16 protein-coding genes are annotated in these 15,697 nt (G+C 63.0%); 4 read left to right on the forward strand and 12 right to left on the reverse strand.

From position 1 onward, the window contains the following. Window positions 1-15: 15 nt before the first annotated feature. From D5125_05175 to trmJ, 12 genes are all read right to left on the reverse strand, one after another. Window positions 16-2,130 (reverse strand): bifunctional (p)ppGpp synthetase/guanosine-3',5'-bis(diphosphate) 3'-pyrophosphohydrolase, encoded by a 2,115-nt coding sequence (locus D5125_05175; GenBank protein QFY91062.1) that lies wholly within the window; start codon window positions 2,128-2,130, stop codon window positions 16-18. Window positions 2,131-2,230: 100 nt separating this feature from the next. Continuing rightward, on the reverse strand, window positions 2,231-3,475 hold the full coding sequence (locus D5125_05180) for a DUF1015 domain-containing protein (GenBank protein QFY88916.1): 1,245 nt from the start codon (window positions 3,473-3,475) through the stop codon (window positions 2,231-2,233). A 312-nt stretch (window positions 3,476-3,787) separates the two neighbouring features. Continuing rightward, complete coding sequence (gene iscX, locus D5125_05185) at window positions 3,788-3,988, reverse strand: Fe-S cluster assembly protein IscX (protein QFY88917.1); 201 nt, start codon at window positions 3,986-3,988, stop codon at window positions 3,788-3,790. Window positions 3,989-4,105: 117 nt separating this feature from the next. Then, window positions 4,106-4,444: an ISC system 2Fe-2S type ferredoxin gene (gene fdx / locus D5125_05190; protein ID QFY88918.1), complete on the reverse strand. Its 339-nt coding sequence runs from the start codon at window positions 4,442-4,444 to the stop codon at window positions 4,106-4,108. 184 nt (window positions 4,445-4,628) lie between these two features. Continuing rightward, window positions 4,629-6,500, reverse strand: a complete 1,872-nt coding sequence (gene hscA, locus D5125_05195) for a Fe-S protein assembly chaperone HscA (GenBank protein ID QFY88919.1) — start codon at window positions 6,498-6,500, stop codon at window positions 4,629-4,631. Between the two features lie 236 nt (window positions 6,501-6,736). Further along, window positions 6,737-7,279, reverse strand: a complete 543-nt coding sequence (gene hscB / locus D5125_05200; protein QFY88920.1) for a Fe-S protein assembly co-chaperone HscB — start codon at window positions 7,277-7,279, stop codon at window positions 6,737-6,739. A gap of 60 nt (window positions 7,280-7,339) precedes the next feature. Further along, window positions 7,340-7,663, reverse strand: coding sequence for an iron-sulfur cluster assembly protein IscA (gene iscA / locus D5125_05205; protein ID QFY88921.1), 324 nt, complete (start codon window positions 7,661-7,663; stop codon window positions 7,340-7,342). 1 nt (window position 7,664) lies between these two features. Further along, window positions 7,665-8,057 carry a Fe-S cluster assembly scaffold IscU gene (gene iscU / locus D5125_05210; GenBank protein ID QFY88922.1) on the reverse strand — a complete coding sequence of 131 codons (393 nt, stop codon included), beginning with the start codon at window positions 8,055-8,057 and terminating at the stop codon, window positions 7,665-7,667. A gap of 259 nt (window positions 8,058-8,316) precedes the next feature. After that, window positions 8,317-9,531: an IscS subfamily cysteine desulfurase gene (locus D5125_05215; GenBank protein QFY88923.1), complete on the reverse strand. Its 1,215-nt coding sequence runs from the start codon at window positions 9,529-9,531 to the stop codon at window positions 8,317-8,319. 45 nt (window positions 9,532-9,576) lie between these two features. Further along, entirely contained in the window at window positions 9,577-10,068 is a 492-nt protein-coding gene (gene iscR, locus D5125_05220; protein QFY88924.1) for a Fe-S cluster assembly transcriptional regulator IscR, read from the reverse strand. A gap of 128 nt (window positions 10,069-10,196) precedes the next feature. Beyond that, complete coding sequence (gene cysE, locus D5125_05225; protein ID QFY88925.1) at window positions 10,197-11,009, reverse strand: serine O-acetyltransferase; 813 nt, start codon at window positions 11,007-11,009, stop codon at window positions 10,197-10,199. Between the two features lie 188 nt (window positions 11,010-11,197). Continuing rightward, complete coding sequence (gene trmJ, locus D5125_05230; GenBank protein ID QFY88926.1) at window positions 11,198-11,929, reverse strand: tRNA (cytosine(32)/uridine(32)-2'-O)-methyltransferase TrmJ; 732 nt, start codon at window positions 11,927-11,929, stop codon at window positions 11,198-11,200. Between the two features lie 83 nt (window positions 11,930-12,012). Between trmJ and D5125_05235 the strand changes: the two genes are divergently transcribed. From D5125_05235 to nadA, 4 genes are all read left to right on the forward strand, one after another. Continuing rightward, entirely contained in the window at window positions 12,013-12,810 is a 798-nt protein-coding gene (locus D5125_05235) for an inositol monophosphatase (protein ID QFY88927.1), read from the forward strand. Between the two features lie 73 nt (window positions 12,811-12,883). After that, the gene (locus D5125_05240; GenBank protein ID QFY88928.1) at window positions 12,884-13,096 is read left to right on the forward strand and encodes a hypothetical protein; all 213 of its coding nucleotides are present in this window, start codon (window positions 12,884-12,886) and stop codon (window positions 13,094-13,096) included. Window positions 13,097-13,196: 100 nt separating this feature from the next. Further along, on the forward strand, window positions 13,197-14,666 hold the full coding sequence (locus tag D5125_05245) for a dynamin family protein (protein QFY88929.1): 1,470 nt from the start codon (window positions 13,197-13,199) through the stop codon (window positions 14,664-14,666). After that, window positions 14,663-15,694, forward strand: a complete 1,032-nt coding sequence (gene nadA, locus D5125_05250) for a quinolinate synthase NadA (GenBank protein QFY88930.1) — start codon at window positions 14,663-14,665, stop codon at window positions 15,692-15,694. Before D5125_05245 ends, nadA begins: the two co-directional genes overlap by 4 nt. Window positions 15,695-15,697: the final 3 nt, after the last annotated feature.

Here is a 15,697-nt window from a genome sequence, read left to right on the forward strand (position 1 = left end):
CCAAACCCGCATCGATCAAACCCTTCGCCGTACCGCCATCACGTCCGGCAGCTGGGCGATCTTGTCCAGCACCCGGCTGAGCTGGCCCATGCCGCCGACCTCGACGGTGAAGCGGAATTCCGCCAGATCCCTTTTACGATTGCTTTGACTGGCCACGCCGAGCACATCCACGTCCTCGTTGGAGAGGATGCTGGAGATATCCCGCAGCAGGCCTCGGCGGTCGCCGGCGCTGACCAGTATGTCCACCGGGTAGAGTTCACTGGCCTCCTGCTCGCTCCAGTCGGCGCGGATCAGACGGCTGGCGTCGTCCTCGGCAAGCTTGCGCAGCACCGTGCAATCATCGCGGTGCACGGTGACGCCACGGCCACGGGTGATGAAGCCGGTGATAGGGTCATAGGGCACCGGCTTGCAGCAGCGGGCCATGCTGTACATCAGATCTCCCACCCCTTCCAGCACCACGGCGCTGCTAAGCTTGGCCGCCTTGCCTCGGCGTCCGGGCCTGCGTGCCCCCATCCGGGGCGGGATCTCGGTCGGCTCCTGGCTCGGCGTCCGCTGCCCTGGCTTGACCCGCTTGCCCAGGCTGTTGGCCACCTGTACCGGCGAGACCTCGCCGCTGCCGATGGCGGCGAGCAGGTCATCGCCCTTCTTGAAGTTGAATCTCTGGGCTATTTGATGCAGATCCAGGCGTTCCAGGCCGAGGCGTTCGATCTCCCGCTCCAGGCTGGCCTTGCCGATGGCCAGGTGCTGGTCGTAGTCCTGCTGGCGGAACCATTGGCGCACCCGGTTGCGCGCCCGCGAGGTCTTCAGATAGCCGAGATGAGGCGAGAGCCAGTCACGGCTGGGACCGCCTTCCTTGACCGTGAGCACCTCGACGGTGACGCCGCTTTGCAGCGCCTGGGTCAGGGTAACGATGCGCCCATCCACCTTGGCACCGCGACAGCGATGACCCACGTCGGAGTGGATGGCGTAGGCGAAGTCCAGCGGCGTGGCCCCGCTGGGCAGCTCGATCACCTTGCCCTGGGGGGTGAGCACATAGACCTGTTCGGGCTCGAATTCGCTCTTGAAGCGCTCGATGAAGTCGCTCTCGGCGGCCTCTTCCTTCAGCTCCAGCCAGTGGCGCATCCACAGCAGGCGGCGCTGGAACTCGGCGTCCGGGCCACGGTTTTCCTTGTAGGCCCAGTGGGCGGCAACACCGCGCTCGGCATGTTCGTGCATCTCATGGGTACGGATCTGCACCTCCAGCGGCTTGTCTTCCGGGCCGATCACCGCCGTGTGCAGGGAGCGGTACATGTTGCCCTTGGGGGTGGCGATGTAGTCGTCGAACTCGCCCGGGATGTAGCGCCAGAAGCCGTGTACGAAGCCGAGCACCATGTAGCACTCGGCCACCGTATCCACCACCACCCGCACCGCCAGCAGGTCGAAGATGCCGTCGATGTCGCACTGCTTGCGCTTCATCTTCTTCCAGATGCTGTAGATGTGCTTGGGCCGACCGGCGATCTCGGCGGCTATGCCCGCCTCGGCGCACTTGGCGGCGAGCAGGTCGATCACGTCCTGGATGTAGCCCTCGCGCTCGGCGCGGCGGCCGTCCAGGCTCTTGGCGATGCGCTGGTACTCGGCCGGTTCCAGATAGCGCAGGATGAAGTCCTCCAGCTCCCACTTGACCCGCCAGATGCCCAGACGATTGGCCAGGGGGGCGTGCAGGTCGCGGGTTTCCAGCGCTGCCAGACGCTGGGTTTCGCTATCCGCCTGTTTGAGCAGACGCAGCCAGTGCAGGCGCTCGGCGAGGATGATGACCACCACGCGCACGTCCTCGGCGATGGTGAGCAACATGCGGCGCAGGTTTTCCGTGTGCTCCTCCACCCCCTCCAGGCTCATGCCGACGTGCAACTCGGCCAGGGCCCCGATCTTCTCCAGGTCGGCCAGCATGTCTGCCACCGCCTTGCTGTACTCGGCCTCCAGGGCCTCCGCCGGCGGGGCCTGGTGGGTCAGATGCAGCACCGCCGCGGCCAGGGTTTCGTCGTCCATTTCCAGATCGTGCAGCACATCCGCCACCGCCAGGGCGTTGTGCAGGACCTGATGCTCCACCTCGGCAGCCAGGGCGCAGGCCTTACGCAACAGCGCCAGGGGCATACCACCACGCTCCCGCTGCAGCAGCAGAATCCAGTCGTTTATCGCCTCCCCATCCAGCTGGGCTTGCTCCGGCAGACGAGCAGTGGCGCTGACCACTCAGTTAGCCATCCAATACATGACTGACCAGGCCGTCCGCCAGCTTGGGCTCGAACCAGGTCGATTTGGGCGGCATCACCTCGCCGGCGTCGGCCACCGCCATCAGGTCTTCCATGCCGGTGGGGAACAGGGAGAAGGCCAGCTGCATCTCGCCGCTATCCACCCGCGCCTGCAGACCAGCAAGGCCACGGATACCGCCGACAAAGTCGATGCGCTCATCCCGGCGCGGGTCGGAGATACCGAGCAGGGGCTGGATCAGATTGGCCGCGAGCAGACTGACGTCCAGCCGCGCCACCGGGTCATCCACGGGGATCAGCTCGGGCTTGAGGTTGAGTCTATACCAGGACCTGCCCAGGTACATGCCGAACTCGGCCGGTCGGCTGGGTTTGACCGGGCTATCGCTGGGGCTGAGGCTGAAGGCGGCCTGGATCTTTTCCAACAGCTCGGCCTCGCTGTGGCCGTTGAGATCCCGCACCACCCGGTTGTAGTCGAGAATCTGCATCTGGTTGTGGGGGAAGATGACGCTGAGGAAGTAGCTGTAGGGCTCGGCACCGCTGTGCACCGGATTGGCCGCAGCACGGCTGGCGGCAATGCGTGAGGCGGCGGCAGAGCGGTGGTGGCCGTCGGCCACATAGAGGGCATCCATGTTATCGAAGGCGGTGGTGAGACGATCGAGCAGGGCCTCGTCATCCAATACCCAGAGCTCATGGCGCACGCCATCGGCAGCGGTGATATCGACCTCGGCCGGGGTCTGGGTGGTGGCGAGGAGAATGCCATCCACCTCCGCCTGACTCGGATAGACCAGAAACACCGGCCCGGTCTGGGCGTTGAGGGCGTCGATCTGGCGCACCCGGTCATCCTCTTTGGCCGGACGGGTGAATTCGTGCTTCTTGATCCGATTCGCGTCATAGGCCGCCACCGAGGCCGCCGCCACCAGGCCGGTCTGCTGGTGTTCGCCCATGGTCAGGCGATAGACGTAATAGGCCGACCGGGCATCACGCACCAGCATGCCCTGATCGATCTGATGCTGCAGGTTCTGCGCCGCCTTGGCATAGACCTCGGGGGCGTAGGGGTCTATGCCCTCGGCCAGGTCCACCTCGGGGCGGGAGATGTGCAGAAAGCTCCAGGGCCTGCCCTCGACCATGGCGCGGGCCTCGGCGGCGTTCATCACATCATAGGGAGGGGCGGCGACCTCGGCGGCGCGACCAGGGGCCGGACGCAGGCCACGAAAGGGGATGATCAGGGGCATGGGGTCTCCGAATTAAGGCAAGAAGATAGTTTTTAGAATTTTAGTAGTTAGCAGTTTAGTGTCCTAGTGGTTAAGCGCCTACTCAAACAATTATCCTAAAAAGAGCATTTGGCCACAGAGCCACAGAGCGCACAGAGAAAAATCAATGTGTTGGAAAGCGAACATTCAACACCTTCTAGGTGAGCCCAGTCTGATAGGTAACTCTTTGAAACAACTCTGTGATCTCTGTGTCTCTGTGGCTTAACTGAGGAATATAGGATTATCTAAACCACTAAGACACTAAGATTCTAGGACACTTAACTTCTATCTCCTTCATTCCTCGTCTTTCTCTTCAATCCAGGCCATTTGTATCGCCTCCAGGATCTTCTCGCCGGAGCGGTCGGGGTCGTCGTCGAATTCGTCCAGCTCCAGCACCCATTCGCGTAGATCGACGAAGTTGATCCGGCGCGGGTCCACCTCGGGGCGTGCCTCGTCCAGGGCCAGGGCGATTTCCAGACTATGGGTCCATTTCATTGCGCTTACCTCTTAAATTACGGGACTCGGGACTCGGGACTCGAAGCGCCGGAATATACGCCGCTCTGCATTCGGACCACATCGAGAGACCGAGTCCCGAGTCCCGATCAAATTCAATCAATGGCTTTCCGACACCATGTTGATGGTGTATTTGGGAATCTCGATCACTAGGTCTTGCTTGCCCACCTTGGCCTGACAGCTGAGGCGGGATTCCGGTTCCAGGCCCCAGGCCTTGTCCAGCAGGTCGTCTTCGGTCTCGTCGGATTCGGCCAGGGAGTCGAAGCCCTCGCGCACTATGACGTGGCAGGTGGTACAGGCGCAGGACATCTCGCAGGCGTGTTCGATGTGGACATCGTTACGCAGGGCAGCGTCGATGATGGTTTCGCCGCTTTCGGCATCGAGCACGGCCCCGTCCGGGCAGAGTTCTTCGTGGGGCAGGATGATGATCTGGGGCATGGGTACCTCCCGGTTAACCTAAAAAGCGCATTTAGCCACAGAGCACACAGAGAGAAATCAATGCACTACTTACCAATCCCGGATTAGGCTGGGCTGTGTCCGTGCTACGCATATGCAAACTTTGTAACCCGTTGCGTTCTTTGCGATCCGGTTTTTCAGCTCTCTGGCGTCAACCTAGCTATGGCTAGTGTTCAAAATCTTCCAGCCGCTGGCCGGCCATGGCCTGGCGCACGCTGCTGTTCATGCGCCGCTCGACGTAGAACTCACAGTCACGCTCCAGGGCCTCGCGGGCCTGCTTGATGCCTTGGTAGTCCTGACTGCTCAGCTGCCGCACCAGGCCCTGCAGGGCGGCCTGCACCTGCTCGCGCTCGGCGGCGTTGAGCAGGCTCTCGCCATCCTGGCGCAGGGCGGCGTTCAGCGCCTCGACCACCCGCTCGGCCTCTACCTGCTCTTCGCGCAGGCGGCGGGCGGCCATGTCCTGCTCGGCGTGGCTGATGGAGTCCTTGAGCATGCCCTCGATCTCGCTGTCGGTCAGGCCGTAGGAGGGCTTGACCTCGACACTGGCGGCGACGCCGCTGGTCTCTTCCCGGGCGGTGACCTGGAGCAGGCCGTCGGCGTCCACCTCGAAGGTGACGCGGATACGCGCAGCACCCGCCACCATGGGCGGGATGCCGCGCAGCTCGAAGCGGGCCAGGGAGCGGCAGTCGCTGACCAGATCCCGCTCGCCCTGGACCACATGCACCGCCAGGGCGGTCTGGCCGTCCTTGAAGGTGGTGAATTCCTGGGCACGGGCCACGGGGATAGTGGTATTGCGGGCGATGATGCGCTCCACCAGGCCGCCCATGGTCTCTATGCCCAGCGACAGGGGCAGCACATCCAACAGCAGCATCTCGCCATCGGGCTTGTTACCGGCCAGCACATCGGCCTGGATCGCCGCGCCTATGGCCACCACCCGGTCCGGGTCTATATCCACCAGGGGCTCGGTCTGAAACAGCTCGCCGACGCGCTCACGCACCCTGGGTACCCGGGTCGATCCGCCGACCATGACCACTTCTTCCACTTGGTTTACCCCTACCCCGGCATCACGCAGGGCCCGGCGACAGGCGGCCAGGGTCTTGCTGATCAGAGGGTCAATGATTTGATTGAATTGCTCCCGGCTGAGCTGGCCCTGCCAGGGCTCGCCGGAGGGCAGCTGAAACTGGATATCCACGCTATCTTGCCCACTGAGCTGTTCCTTGGCCTGATTGGCCAGGCGGATGAGCTGGCGCTGCATGGCCGCGTCCAGCTCGCGCCCCAGGCCGGCCTGGGCCATGATCCACTGCGCCAGGGCGTGGTCGAAGTCGTCCCCGCCCAGGGCCGAGTCACCGCCGGTGGCCATGACCTCGAACACGCCGCGATTGAGGCGCAGGATGGAGATGTCAAAGGTGCCGCCGCCCAGGTCATAGACCGCGTGTACCCCCTCCGAGCCACGATCCAGGCCATAGGCAATGGCCGCCGCAGTGGGCTCGTTGAGCAGGCGAAAGACATTGAGACCGGCCAGCCGTGCGGCATCCTTGGTGGCCTGACGCTGGGCATCGTCAAAATAGGCCGGCACCGTCACCACCACGCCGGTGAGCGGCCCGCCGAGGGTTTCTTCCGCGCGCTGGGCGAGTACCCGCAGGATCTCCGCCGACACCTCCACCGCCGTGACCGCGCCGCGCGGGGTACGGATGCGCGGCACCCTGCCGCTGAGGTCAAAATCGTGCGGCAGGGCATCGCCGAGGGTCTTGAGGTCAGTCACCGCCCGCCCCATCAGGCGCTTGATCGAGGCAATGGTGTTGAGCGGGTCGGCCAGGGCCAGGGCCTTGGCCTCCTCACCCAGCCGCAGGCCATCGGCGGCATAGTGCACCACCGAGGGCAGCAGGTGTCGGCCCTGGGCATCGGCCAGGGTCGCCGCCTCGCCGCTGCGCACCGAGGCGACCAGTGAGTTGGTGGTGCCCAGGTCGATACCCGCAGCCAGTTTATGCTGATGCGGTGCCATGGACTGGCCAGGCTCCGCAATCTGTAACAATGCCATCAGGTCTTATCTCATTCGGTCAGTTGGGACGCCCAGCTAGGACGCACTCAGTCAGGACGCAGAGAACGCAAAGAAGCGCGGAGAGCGCAGAGTTGAAAACAGTAACTCCCAGCAACCCTTCCGCCTTCCTTGGTGATTAGTGCAGCAGGCACATCGAGCCTCTCACCCTAACTCACTAAAAAACTCTGCGTACTCTGCGCTTCTCAGCATTCTCTGCGTCCCCTGCATTTCAAAAATCACAATTCATCCAGTTCCCTTTCGACCCGGTCCACTTCCTGGGCGAGTTTTTGCAGGAACTGCATCTTGCGCACGATCTCCCGTGCCTGCTCCAGTTGCTCGGTACTGGCCGTTTCAAAGTACATGGCCATGCGCGCAATCAGGCTATTGGTCTGCTGTTCGATCCGACTGGCAAGATCGGCGGTGACCGCGTAGGGGTCGGCAGCGGCCTTGGCGGCTTCCAGTTCCTCGCGCATCTCCATCTGCTCCATCAAAAAGGCACCGTCCTGGGTGCTTTCGCCCTGCTCGGCCATCTCCACCCCGAGCAGGGCGAGCAGGTAGCGGGCGCGCAGCATGGGGTCTTTCAGGGTCTCGTAGGCGGCGTTGACCTGGGCTGCGGCCTGCACCGCCAGGCGTCTTTGCCGATCATCGGCAGCGGCGTGGCGGTCCGGGTGGGTGACGCGCTGCAGTTCCCGATAGCGCTCGGCCAGGGCCTGCTGATCCAGCCTATAGACCTGGGGCAGGCCAAACAGCTCAAAATAATTCTTGCCGAAATCCAGCATCTTGTTCACAGACAAAAGAAAGCGGGCCAGGGCCCGCTTTCCCGGCCCAGCGGCCTTGGTTCAGACATGAAAGCTCTCGCCACAGCCACACTGGTTCTGCACATTGGGGTTGTTGAATTTGAAGCCTTCGTTGAGGCCCTCGCGGACAAAGTCCACCTCGGTGCCGTCCAGATAGACCAGGCTCTTGGGGTCTATGACCACCTTGAGGCCCTTGTCTTCGAACACCAGGTCCTCATCCTCGGTCTGATCGGCAAACTCAAGCACATAGGCCAGGCCGGAGCAGCCGGAGGTCTTCACCCCCAGGCGCAGGCCTATGCCCTTGCCGCGTTTTTCCAGGTAGTTACTGACGTGCCGGGCGGCCGCTTCGGTGAGGGTAATCGCCATTTCAGGACCCTTCCTGACCTTGTTTCTGCTTGTAGTCGCTGACTGCGGCGCGGATGGCGTCTTCCGCCAGCACCGAGCAGTGTACCTTGACCGGCGGCAGGGCCAGTTCTTCGGCGATCTGCGAGTTTTTGATCTCCATCGCCTGATCCAGGGTCTTGCCCTTGACCCACTCGGTGAGCAGGGAACTGGAGGCGATGGCCGAGCCGCAGCCGTAGGTCTTGAACTTGGCGTCTTCGATCAGACCGTTCTCGCCTACCTGTATCTGCAGGCGCATGACGTCGCCGCAGGCAGGGGCACCGACCATGCCGGTGCCGACATTGAGGGCATCCTTGTCCATGTTGCCCACGTTACGCGGATTTTCGTAGTGATCCAGTACCTTTTCACTGTATGCCATGACGTTTACCTCTTGCAGTGCAATGGGTCTATGAACCTAAAAGGGCTTTTAGCCACAGAGCCACAGAGTACACGGAGAAAAACCAATAGGCTGAAGAGGAAACATCAAAAACTTCTCGCCGAACCTGATTGATACCTAACTCTCTAAAACGCTGTGATCTCGACTTGGGCCTCCTGCTTCGTTCTACCTCCCCACTTCCTGTGGATCGTCTGTGTCTCTGTGGCCTAACTGCCGAATTCAGGATGATCGGGCAAGACCCTCAGTGGGCCTGCCAGTTTACCTGACTCAGGTCGATGCCTTCCTTGAACATCTCCCACAGGGGCGAGAGCTCGCGCAGACGGCCTACCTGGGATTTGATTTGCGCAACGGCGTGATCCACCTCCTCCTCGGTAGTGAAGCGGCCGAGGGTGAAACGAATGGAACTGTGCGCCAGTTCGTCCTCCCGCCCCAGGGCGCGCAATACATAGCTGGGCTCCAGGCTGGCGGAGGTGCAGGCACTGCCGGAGGAAACCGCCAGGTCCTTGATCGCCATGATCAGGCTCTCGCCCTCGATAAAGGCGAAGCTGACGTTCAGATTGCCGGTGATGCGCCGCTCCATGTCGCCATTGAGATAGACCTCATCGATATCCTTGAGGCCGTCCCACAGGCGGTTGCGCAGGGCGAGGATGCGCCGGTTGTCGGCCTCCATCTCGTCCCGTGCCAGGCGGAAGGCCTCGCCCATGCCGACGATCTGGTGGGTCGGCAGGGTGCCCGAGCGCATACCCCGCTCGTGGCCGCCGCCATGCATCTGCGCCTCCAGCCGCACCCTGGGCTTGCGCCGCACATAGAGCGCGCCTATGCCCTTGGGGCCGTAGCATTTGTGCGCCGAGAAGGACATCAGATCGACCTTCAGCCGGTCCACATCGACCGCTACCTTGCCCGCCGACTGGGCCCCGTCAACGTGGAAGATGATCTTGCGCTCACGGGTGATCTCGCCCATGGCCTCGATATCCTGAATCACGCCGATCTCGTTGTTGACCTGCATGATGCTGACCAGGATGGTGTCATCGCGCAGGGCGGCGCGGAATTTGTCCAGGTCGATCAAGCCATTGGGTTCAGGGTCGAGATAGCTGACCTCAAAACCCTCGCGTTCCAGCTGGCGACAGGTGTCCAGCACCGCCTTGTGCTCGGTCTTGCAGGTGACTATATGCTTGCCCTTTTTGCCGTAGAAGTGGGCCGCGCCCTTGATCGCCAGGTTGTTGGATTCGGTGGCACCGCTGGTCCAGACGATCTCCCGCGGGTCGGCGTTGATCAGGGCGGCGACATCGGCCCGGGCCTGCTTGACCGCGTCATCCGCCTCCCAGCCAAAGGCGTGGGAGCGCGAGGCGGGGTTGCCAAATCGGCCATCCGGGGTGAGGTAGCTGCACATCTTTTCCGCCACCCTGGGGTCCACCGGGGTGGTGGCTGAGTAATCAAGATATATGGGTAGTTTCATCGGTTTTTGCTCACGCAAGGTCTGTGCTCAGGCGATCAGGTACGATCAGGAGGCGGCAATGACGTTACGCAATTGCAGTTCAACCCGTTTTTCATTGGCCGAGCGGCAGCGCTGCCTATCGGCGATCTCCTGCACCGCGCTGCGGTTCATCAGGTCTTGCAGGCTGATGCCGTTGAGGTATTCGTAGATACGGCCACTGAGGTCGTGCCAGAGTTCGTGGGTCAGGCAGCGACCGTCCTCCTGGCAGTTGCCCTCGCCGCCACAGCGGGTGGTGTCTATGTTTTCATCCACCGCGCCTATGACCTCGGCGACGAAGATGCTGGAGGCTTCGCGCCCCAGGCTGTAGCCGCCGCCCGGCCCGCGCACGCTGGATACCAGTGAACGCTTGCGCAGGCGGGAGAAAAGCTGCTCCAGATAGGACAGCGAGATGCCCTGGCGCTGGGCAATGTCGGCCAGGGTAATCGGCCCCTGGCCGTGATGCAGGGCCAGATCAAGCATTGCCGTTACCGCATAACGCCCTTTAGTTGTCAGCCTCACGATACAATCTCCAATTCATTCTGTGGTCGAGTTAGTCATCACTATACAATACCAAGTAAAATAATCAACTATTATTCACGCGACCTGAGTGGGGCTTATTCCGACCCAGAGGGCCAGCCAGCCCTGACTCAGGTGCTGGCCAGGCGCGTCTCCTCTTCGGCCTTCTGCTCCTGCAACTGCTGGATCTCGTCGGCGGTGGAGTGAATCTCGCAGGCCTTCAGCTCCGGCAGTTCCAGGTCGTCCTCGTAGGCCCCCATGGCCTTGAGGGTGTTGCACATGTTCTGCATACGCTTATCCATCACATGGATATGATCCAGCATGCAGTTGATGGCGTGGGCCACCGGATCGGGGGCATCGGCGGTGACGCCGTAGGCATCGAAGCCCATCTTTTCTGCGATTTGCTTGCGGTGGCTGTCATCGCCCTCCGCTTCGCGCTGGATCAGCCGACCGGGCACGCCCACCACGGTGGCATTGGCCGGTACCGCCTTGACCACCACAGCGTTGGAGCCGATACGCACGCCATCGCCGATCTCAATCGGCCCCAGCACCTTGGCCCCGGCCCCCACCACCACGTCCCGGCCCAGGGTGGGGTGGCGCTTGCCCTTCTCCCAACTGGTGCCGCCGAGGGTGACGCCGTGGTAGAGGGTGCAGTCATCGCCGATCACCGCCGTCTCGCCGATCACCACGCCCATGCCGTGGTCGATGAACAGGCGGCGACCGATCTGGGCGCCGGGGTGGATCTCTATGCCGGTGAACCAGCGAGTCAGGTGGGAAAGCATGCGCGCCAGCCAGAACCACTTGCCCAGCCAGAGGCGATGGGCCAGGCGATAGGCGATCAGGGCATGCAGGCCAGGATAGGTGGTCAGCACCTCGAACCGCCCGCGCGCGGCGGGGTCGCGGTCGAACACGCATCGGATGTCTTCTTGCAAGCGACTGAACATCTTTGGCCTTTTCCCGGTGATTGGCTCAACTATTGGGGCGGGTTAGACATTATCCATAAAACCCTTCAGATTACTAGGCCATATCCGACCGCCAGCCATCAGCGGCCAACGGCAGGACCAACGTCGGGTCAGGCTGCGCTAACCCGACCTACCCAATTGGCTTAAGGTTTGTGGGCAATCAGGAACCTCTATGGTCGGCGCATGGATTTGCGCCCCTGGCAGGCGCTGAGGATGCCGTGCAGGATGTTCAGCTCATCCTGCTCCGGCCGGGCGCGGGCGAACAGGCGGCGCAGGCGCAGCAAGAGCTTCTCCTGCTGTTTTGGGTCGCTGAAGCCGACCTCCACCAGGGCCTGAGCCAGGTGCCGATGAAACCGCTCCATGGCCAGGCTGTCGGCCGGCTGCATGGCTCCCTCCTGATCGGGGGACGCTGGCCGTTGCCGCGTTGCCATGTTCAGCTCGTAGCTGATCACCTGCACCGCCATGGCCAGGTTCAGGCTGCTGTAATCCGGGTTGGAAGGGATGTGTACCAGATAGTGGCACAGGGCCAGCTCGTCATTGCTCAGGCCGGAGCTTTCCCGGCCAAACACCAGGGCCACCGGCCCTTCGCGGGCCTCGCTCAGCACCTGGGCGGCGCAGGCACGGGGATCGAACTGGGGCCAGTGTACGGCGCGCAGACGGGCGCTGGCCCCCACCACCAGACGGCAATCGCGCAGCGCCTGCGGCAGATCGTCGCACTGCACGGCCGTGGCCAGCAGGTCATCGGCACCCGAGGCGCGGGCGCTGGCCTCGGCGCTGGGGAAGACCTTGGGCCGCACCAGATAGAGCCGCGACAGGCACATGTTCTTCATCGCCCGGGCAACGGCACCTATGTTACCGGGATGGCTGGTCTCCACCAGCACGATGCGAATCGGGTCAAGCATGATAGGTTCGTCTCCTCAAGGGGGGCTTAGGCCTGCGCAAAATCGCTTTATCCGCCCATCCTGATCGGGTATCTTGTCGCCCCATGCAACCCATGACCAACATCGCGGTTCGCGCCGCCCGCGCCGCCGGTAAGATACAGATGCAGTATTTTAACCGGCTTGACAGCCTCACCGTGACAAAAAAGGGGCCTAACGACTTCGTTTCCGAGGTGGATCGCGCCAGCGAGCAGGAGATCATCCAGGTCCTCAGGGCGGCCTACCCCGGTCACGCCATCCTCGCCGAGGAGACCGGCGTACAGGACGGCAACGACTACCAGTGGGTGATCGACCCGCTGGACGGCACCACCAATTACCTGCACGGCTTTCCCCAGTTCGCCGTCTCCATTGCCTGTCGCCACAAGGCTGAACTGATCAGCGGCGTGGTCTATGACCCCTTCAAGGATGAGATGTTCACCGCCGACAAGGGCAACGGTGCCTATCTGAACGACCGCCGCCTGCGCGTGAGCAACCGCAAGGGCCTGGACGGTGCCTTGATCGGCACCGGTTTTCCCTTCCGCGATCAGACCCACCTGGATACCTACAGCGAGATGTTCAAGGCCATGATCAGCGAGACCGCCGGCCTGCGCCGCCCCGGTTCCGCCGCCCTGGATTTTGCCTATGTGGCGGCTGGCCGCCTGGATGGCTTCTGGGAGCTGGGCCTGTCGGTGTGGGATTTCGCCGCCGGTGCCCTGCTGATACGCGAGGCCGGCGGTACGGTCACGGATATCTCCGGCGGCGACAAACACATGCAAACCGGCAATGTAGTCGCCGGCTCCATCAAGGTCCACAGCGAGATGGTGCGCCTGCTGCGGCCCTTCCTGCATGAGGGTTTACGCGCCTGAGTCGGCGCTCAAGTTAGCCCCCCACTGGCCGCTACTTGGGACTGTAGTCCTCAGCCCGTCATGTGGAAGCCTTATGTCCCGGCCAGAAATCAAGTCCCCCGTCAGCAACCGCGCCCTGGAAATGATCATGCGCGATGTCCTGGATGGCATGGAGGAAATCTCCCTGCACGCCGCCTACGCCGCCGAGCTGGAGGCCAGCACCGACTTCAGCCTGCTCCCCCCGGCCCCGGAACGGCCGGAAAACAACATCATCTACTTCCCCCAGCCCCTGCGGCGTATCGCCTGAGGGTGCGCGCAAACGGCCCGACCAGGGCGCGCCACCTATCAAGCAGGGCCGTCTCGGGTTAGACTATGGCCATCTGTTACCTGAGCAAGGAATTCCATCCATGGCCACCTCCAGCGCGCTGATCGAAAGCCGTTTGCAGCATCTCGAACGTCATCTGGAACAAGAAAACCCGGTCCTGCTGAAGGCCGTACAGAGCTTTCGCGAGCTGGACGCCATCGCCTACCGCATGGGCCTGCTCAAGCGGGACGATTCCTACACCTCGCACATCCCCTGGTGGCCCTTGATCGCCGTACTGGGTACCTTTTCCTCGGGCAAGTCCACCTTCATCAACGACTATCTGGGCGAGAAGCTCCAGCGTAGCGGCAATCAGGCAGTGGACGACAAGTTTACCGTCATCTGCTACAACCACGAGCGCACCAACAACGCCCTGCCCGGCGTGGCCCTGGACTCGGACCCACGCTTCCCCTTCTACCAGATCAGCGGCGAGATCGATAAGGTGGAACTGGGCGAGGGGGATCGTATCGACGCCTATCTGCAACTCAAGGCCTGCCCCAGCCAGCAGCTGCGCGGCAAGATCCTGATCGACTCCCCCGGTTTCGACGCCGATGCCCAGCGCACCTCCACCCTGCGCATCACCGACCACATCATCGATCTGTCCGACCTGGTGCTGGTGTTCTTCGACGCCCGCCACCCGGAACCCGGCGCCATGCGCGACACCCTGGAACACCTGGTCTCAGACACCATAAGGCGCAGTGATTCCGGCAAATTTCTCTACATCCTCAACCAGATAGACACCACCGCACGGGAAGACAACCCGGAAGACGTGATCGCCGCCTGGCAGCGCGCCCTGGGCGAGCGCGGCCTCACCGCCGGGCGCTTCTTCACCATCTACAACGAGGCCGCTTCGGTACCGATCGAGGAAGAGGCCCTGCGCAACCGCTTTCGGGGCAAGCGCGACGCCGACCTGAGCGAGATCCACGGCCGCATGCAGCAGGTGGAGATCGAGCGCGCCTACCGCATCATCGCCGCCCTGGAGAAGATGGCGCGGGACATCGAAGAAAAGGCGGTACCGGCCCTCACTCAGGCCCTGGCTCAGTGGCGCAAGCGCACCCTGATCAGCGATGCCCTGGTGTTCGGCCTGCTCGGTGCCGCTGCGGTGAGCCTGGGCCTGAAGCAGGACTATCTGAACAACCCGCCACTCTGGACCCAGGACCCAGGTCTGCTCTATGCCGCCGGTCTGGGCCTGCTGCTGCTGCTCATCGGCATCCACTTCGGGGTCAGGACCCTGACCGCCAAGAGCCTCAACCCCCAGCTGCGCAAGGCCAACGAGGGGCTGGAATACCGGGGCGACCTGGTCAATGCCTTCGCCCAATGCCGTCGCTATTGGCGCAGTATCTTCGCCCTCAACCCGGCCGGCTGGGGCCGACGCACGCGCAAGCGGCTGTATCGGGTGATCCACCAGACCGATGAGTACATCCAGACCCTGAATGACCGTTTCACCAACCCCTCGGGAGACGAGAGCCCGGATCAGCAAATGCAAAAGATCCTGAACAAAAACAGCGATTCATGAACCCCTTGAGCCTACCCAGGATCCAGGTCCCGGCCCATCCCCAGCCCAGCCCCCTGAGCGGGGCGGACAAGGCCGCCCTGATCGAGCGCATCAAGGCCCTGCTGCTAGAGCAGCGGGCGGTGCTGGTGGCACATTACTATGTGGATGGCGACCTGCAGGCCTTGGCCGAGGCCACGGGCGGCTGCGTGGCCGACTCCCTGGAGATGGCCCGCTTTGGCAGCGCCCAACAGGCCGACACCCTGGTGGTCTGCGGGGTGCGCTTCATGGGCGAGACGGCGAAGATCCTCAACCCGGAAAAGCGCGTGCTCATGCCCGACCTGGCCGCCAGCTGCTCCCTGGACGATGGCTGCCCCGCCGATCTGTTCGGCGGTTTTTGTGACCAGTACCCCGAGCATCAGGTAGTCGTCTATGCCAACACCAGCGCCGCAGTCAAGGCCCGCGCCGATTGGATGGTCACCTCCAGCATCGCCCTGCCGGTGATCCGCCACCTGCATCAGCAGGGGCAAAAGGTGCTCTGGGCACCGGACAAGCACCTGGGCCACTATGTGCAACAGCTGACCGGCATCGACATGGTGCTCTGGCCTGGTGCCTGCGTGGTGCATGAGGAGTTCAAGTCCGTCGCCCTGGAGCGCCTGCGCAAGCTGCACCCCCAGGCCGCCGTGCTGGTACACCCGGAATCCCCGAACGAAGTGGTGCAGCAGGCCGACGTGGTCGGCTCCACCACCCAGCTGATTCGGGCCGTGCACGACCTGCCCAACCCGGAGTTCATCGTCGCCACCGATGAGGGCATCTTCTGGAAGATGAAACAGCTCGCGCCGGACAAACAGCTCATCGCCGCCCCCACCGCCGGAGAGGGCGCCACCTGCGAATCCTGCGCCCACTGCCCCTGGATGGCGATGAACGACCTGGAAAAACTGGCCCACTGCCTGGAAACCGGCGGCCCGGAGATCCAGGTGGCCGAGGCCATCCGCGCCCGCGCCCTGGTCCCCATCCGGCGCATGTTGGACTTCGCCGCCAGCCAAGGCTAAGGG

The sequence above is a fragment of the gamma proteobacterium SS-5 genome, from assembly GCA_009497875.2.
Classification (GTDB): domain Bacteria; phylum Pseudomonadota; class Gammaproteobacteria; order Chromatiales; family Chromatiaceae; genus Magnetovirga; species Magnetovirga frankeli.

Coding starts and splice junctions, on each gene's coding strand:
- D5125_05240 (QFY88928.1), top strand. CDS start 12,884: ATGTCCCGGCCAGAAATCAAGTCCCCCGTCAGCAACCGCGCCCTGGAA.
- iscX (QFY88917.1), bottom strand. CDS start 3,988: ATGAAATGGACCCATAGTCTGGAAATCGCCCTGGCCCTGGACGAGGCA.
- hscA (QFY88919.1), bottom strand. CDS start 6,500: ATGGCATTGTTACAGATTGCGGAGCCTGGCCAGTCCATGGCACCGCAT.
- iscA (QFY88921.1), bottom strand. CDS start 7,663: ATGGCGATTACCCTCACCGAAGCGGCCGCCCGGCACGTCAGTAACTAC.
- cysE (QFY88925.1), bottom strand. CDS start 11,009: ATGTTCAGTCGCTTGCAAGAAGACATCCGATGCGTGTTCGACCGCGAC.
- nadA (QFY88930.1), top strand. CDS start 14,663: ATGAACCCCTTGAGCCTACCCAGGATCCAGGTCCCGGCCCATCCCCAG.
- D5125_05235 (QFY88927.1), top strand. CDS start 12,013: ATGCAACCCATGACCAACATCGCGGTTCGCGCCGCCCGCGCCGCCGGT.
- trmJ (QFY88926.1), bottom strand. CDS start 11,929: ATGCTTGACCCGATTCGCATCGTGCTGGTGGAGACCAGCCATCCCGGT.
- iscU (QFY88922.1), bottom strand. CDS start 8,057: ATGGCATACAGTGAAAAGGTACTGGATCACTACGAAAATCCGCGTAAC.
- fdx (QFY88918.1), bottom strand. CDS start 4,444: ATGCCCCAGATCATCATCCTGCCCCACGAAGAACTCTGCCCGGACGGG.
- D5125_05245 (QFY88929.1), top strand. CDS start 13,197: ATGGCCACCTCCAGCGCGCTGATCGAAAGCCGTTTGCAGCATCTCGAA.
- D5125_05175 (QFY91062.1), bottom strand. CDS start 2,130: ATGCCCCTGGCGCTGTTGCGTAAGGCCTGCGCCCTGGCTGCCGAGGTG.
- D5125_05215 (QFY88923.1), bottom strand. CDS start 9,531: ATGAAACTACCCATATATCTTGATTACTCAGCCACCACCCCGGTGGAC.
- D5125_05180 (QFY88916.1), bottom strand. CDS start 3,475: ATGCCCCTGATCATCCCCTTTCGTGGCCTGCGTCCGGCCCCTGGTCGC.
- hscB (QFY88920.1), bottom strand. CDS start 7,279: ATGCTGGATTTCGGCAAGAATTATTTTGAGCTGTTTGGCCTGCCCCAG.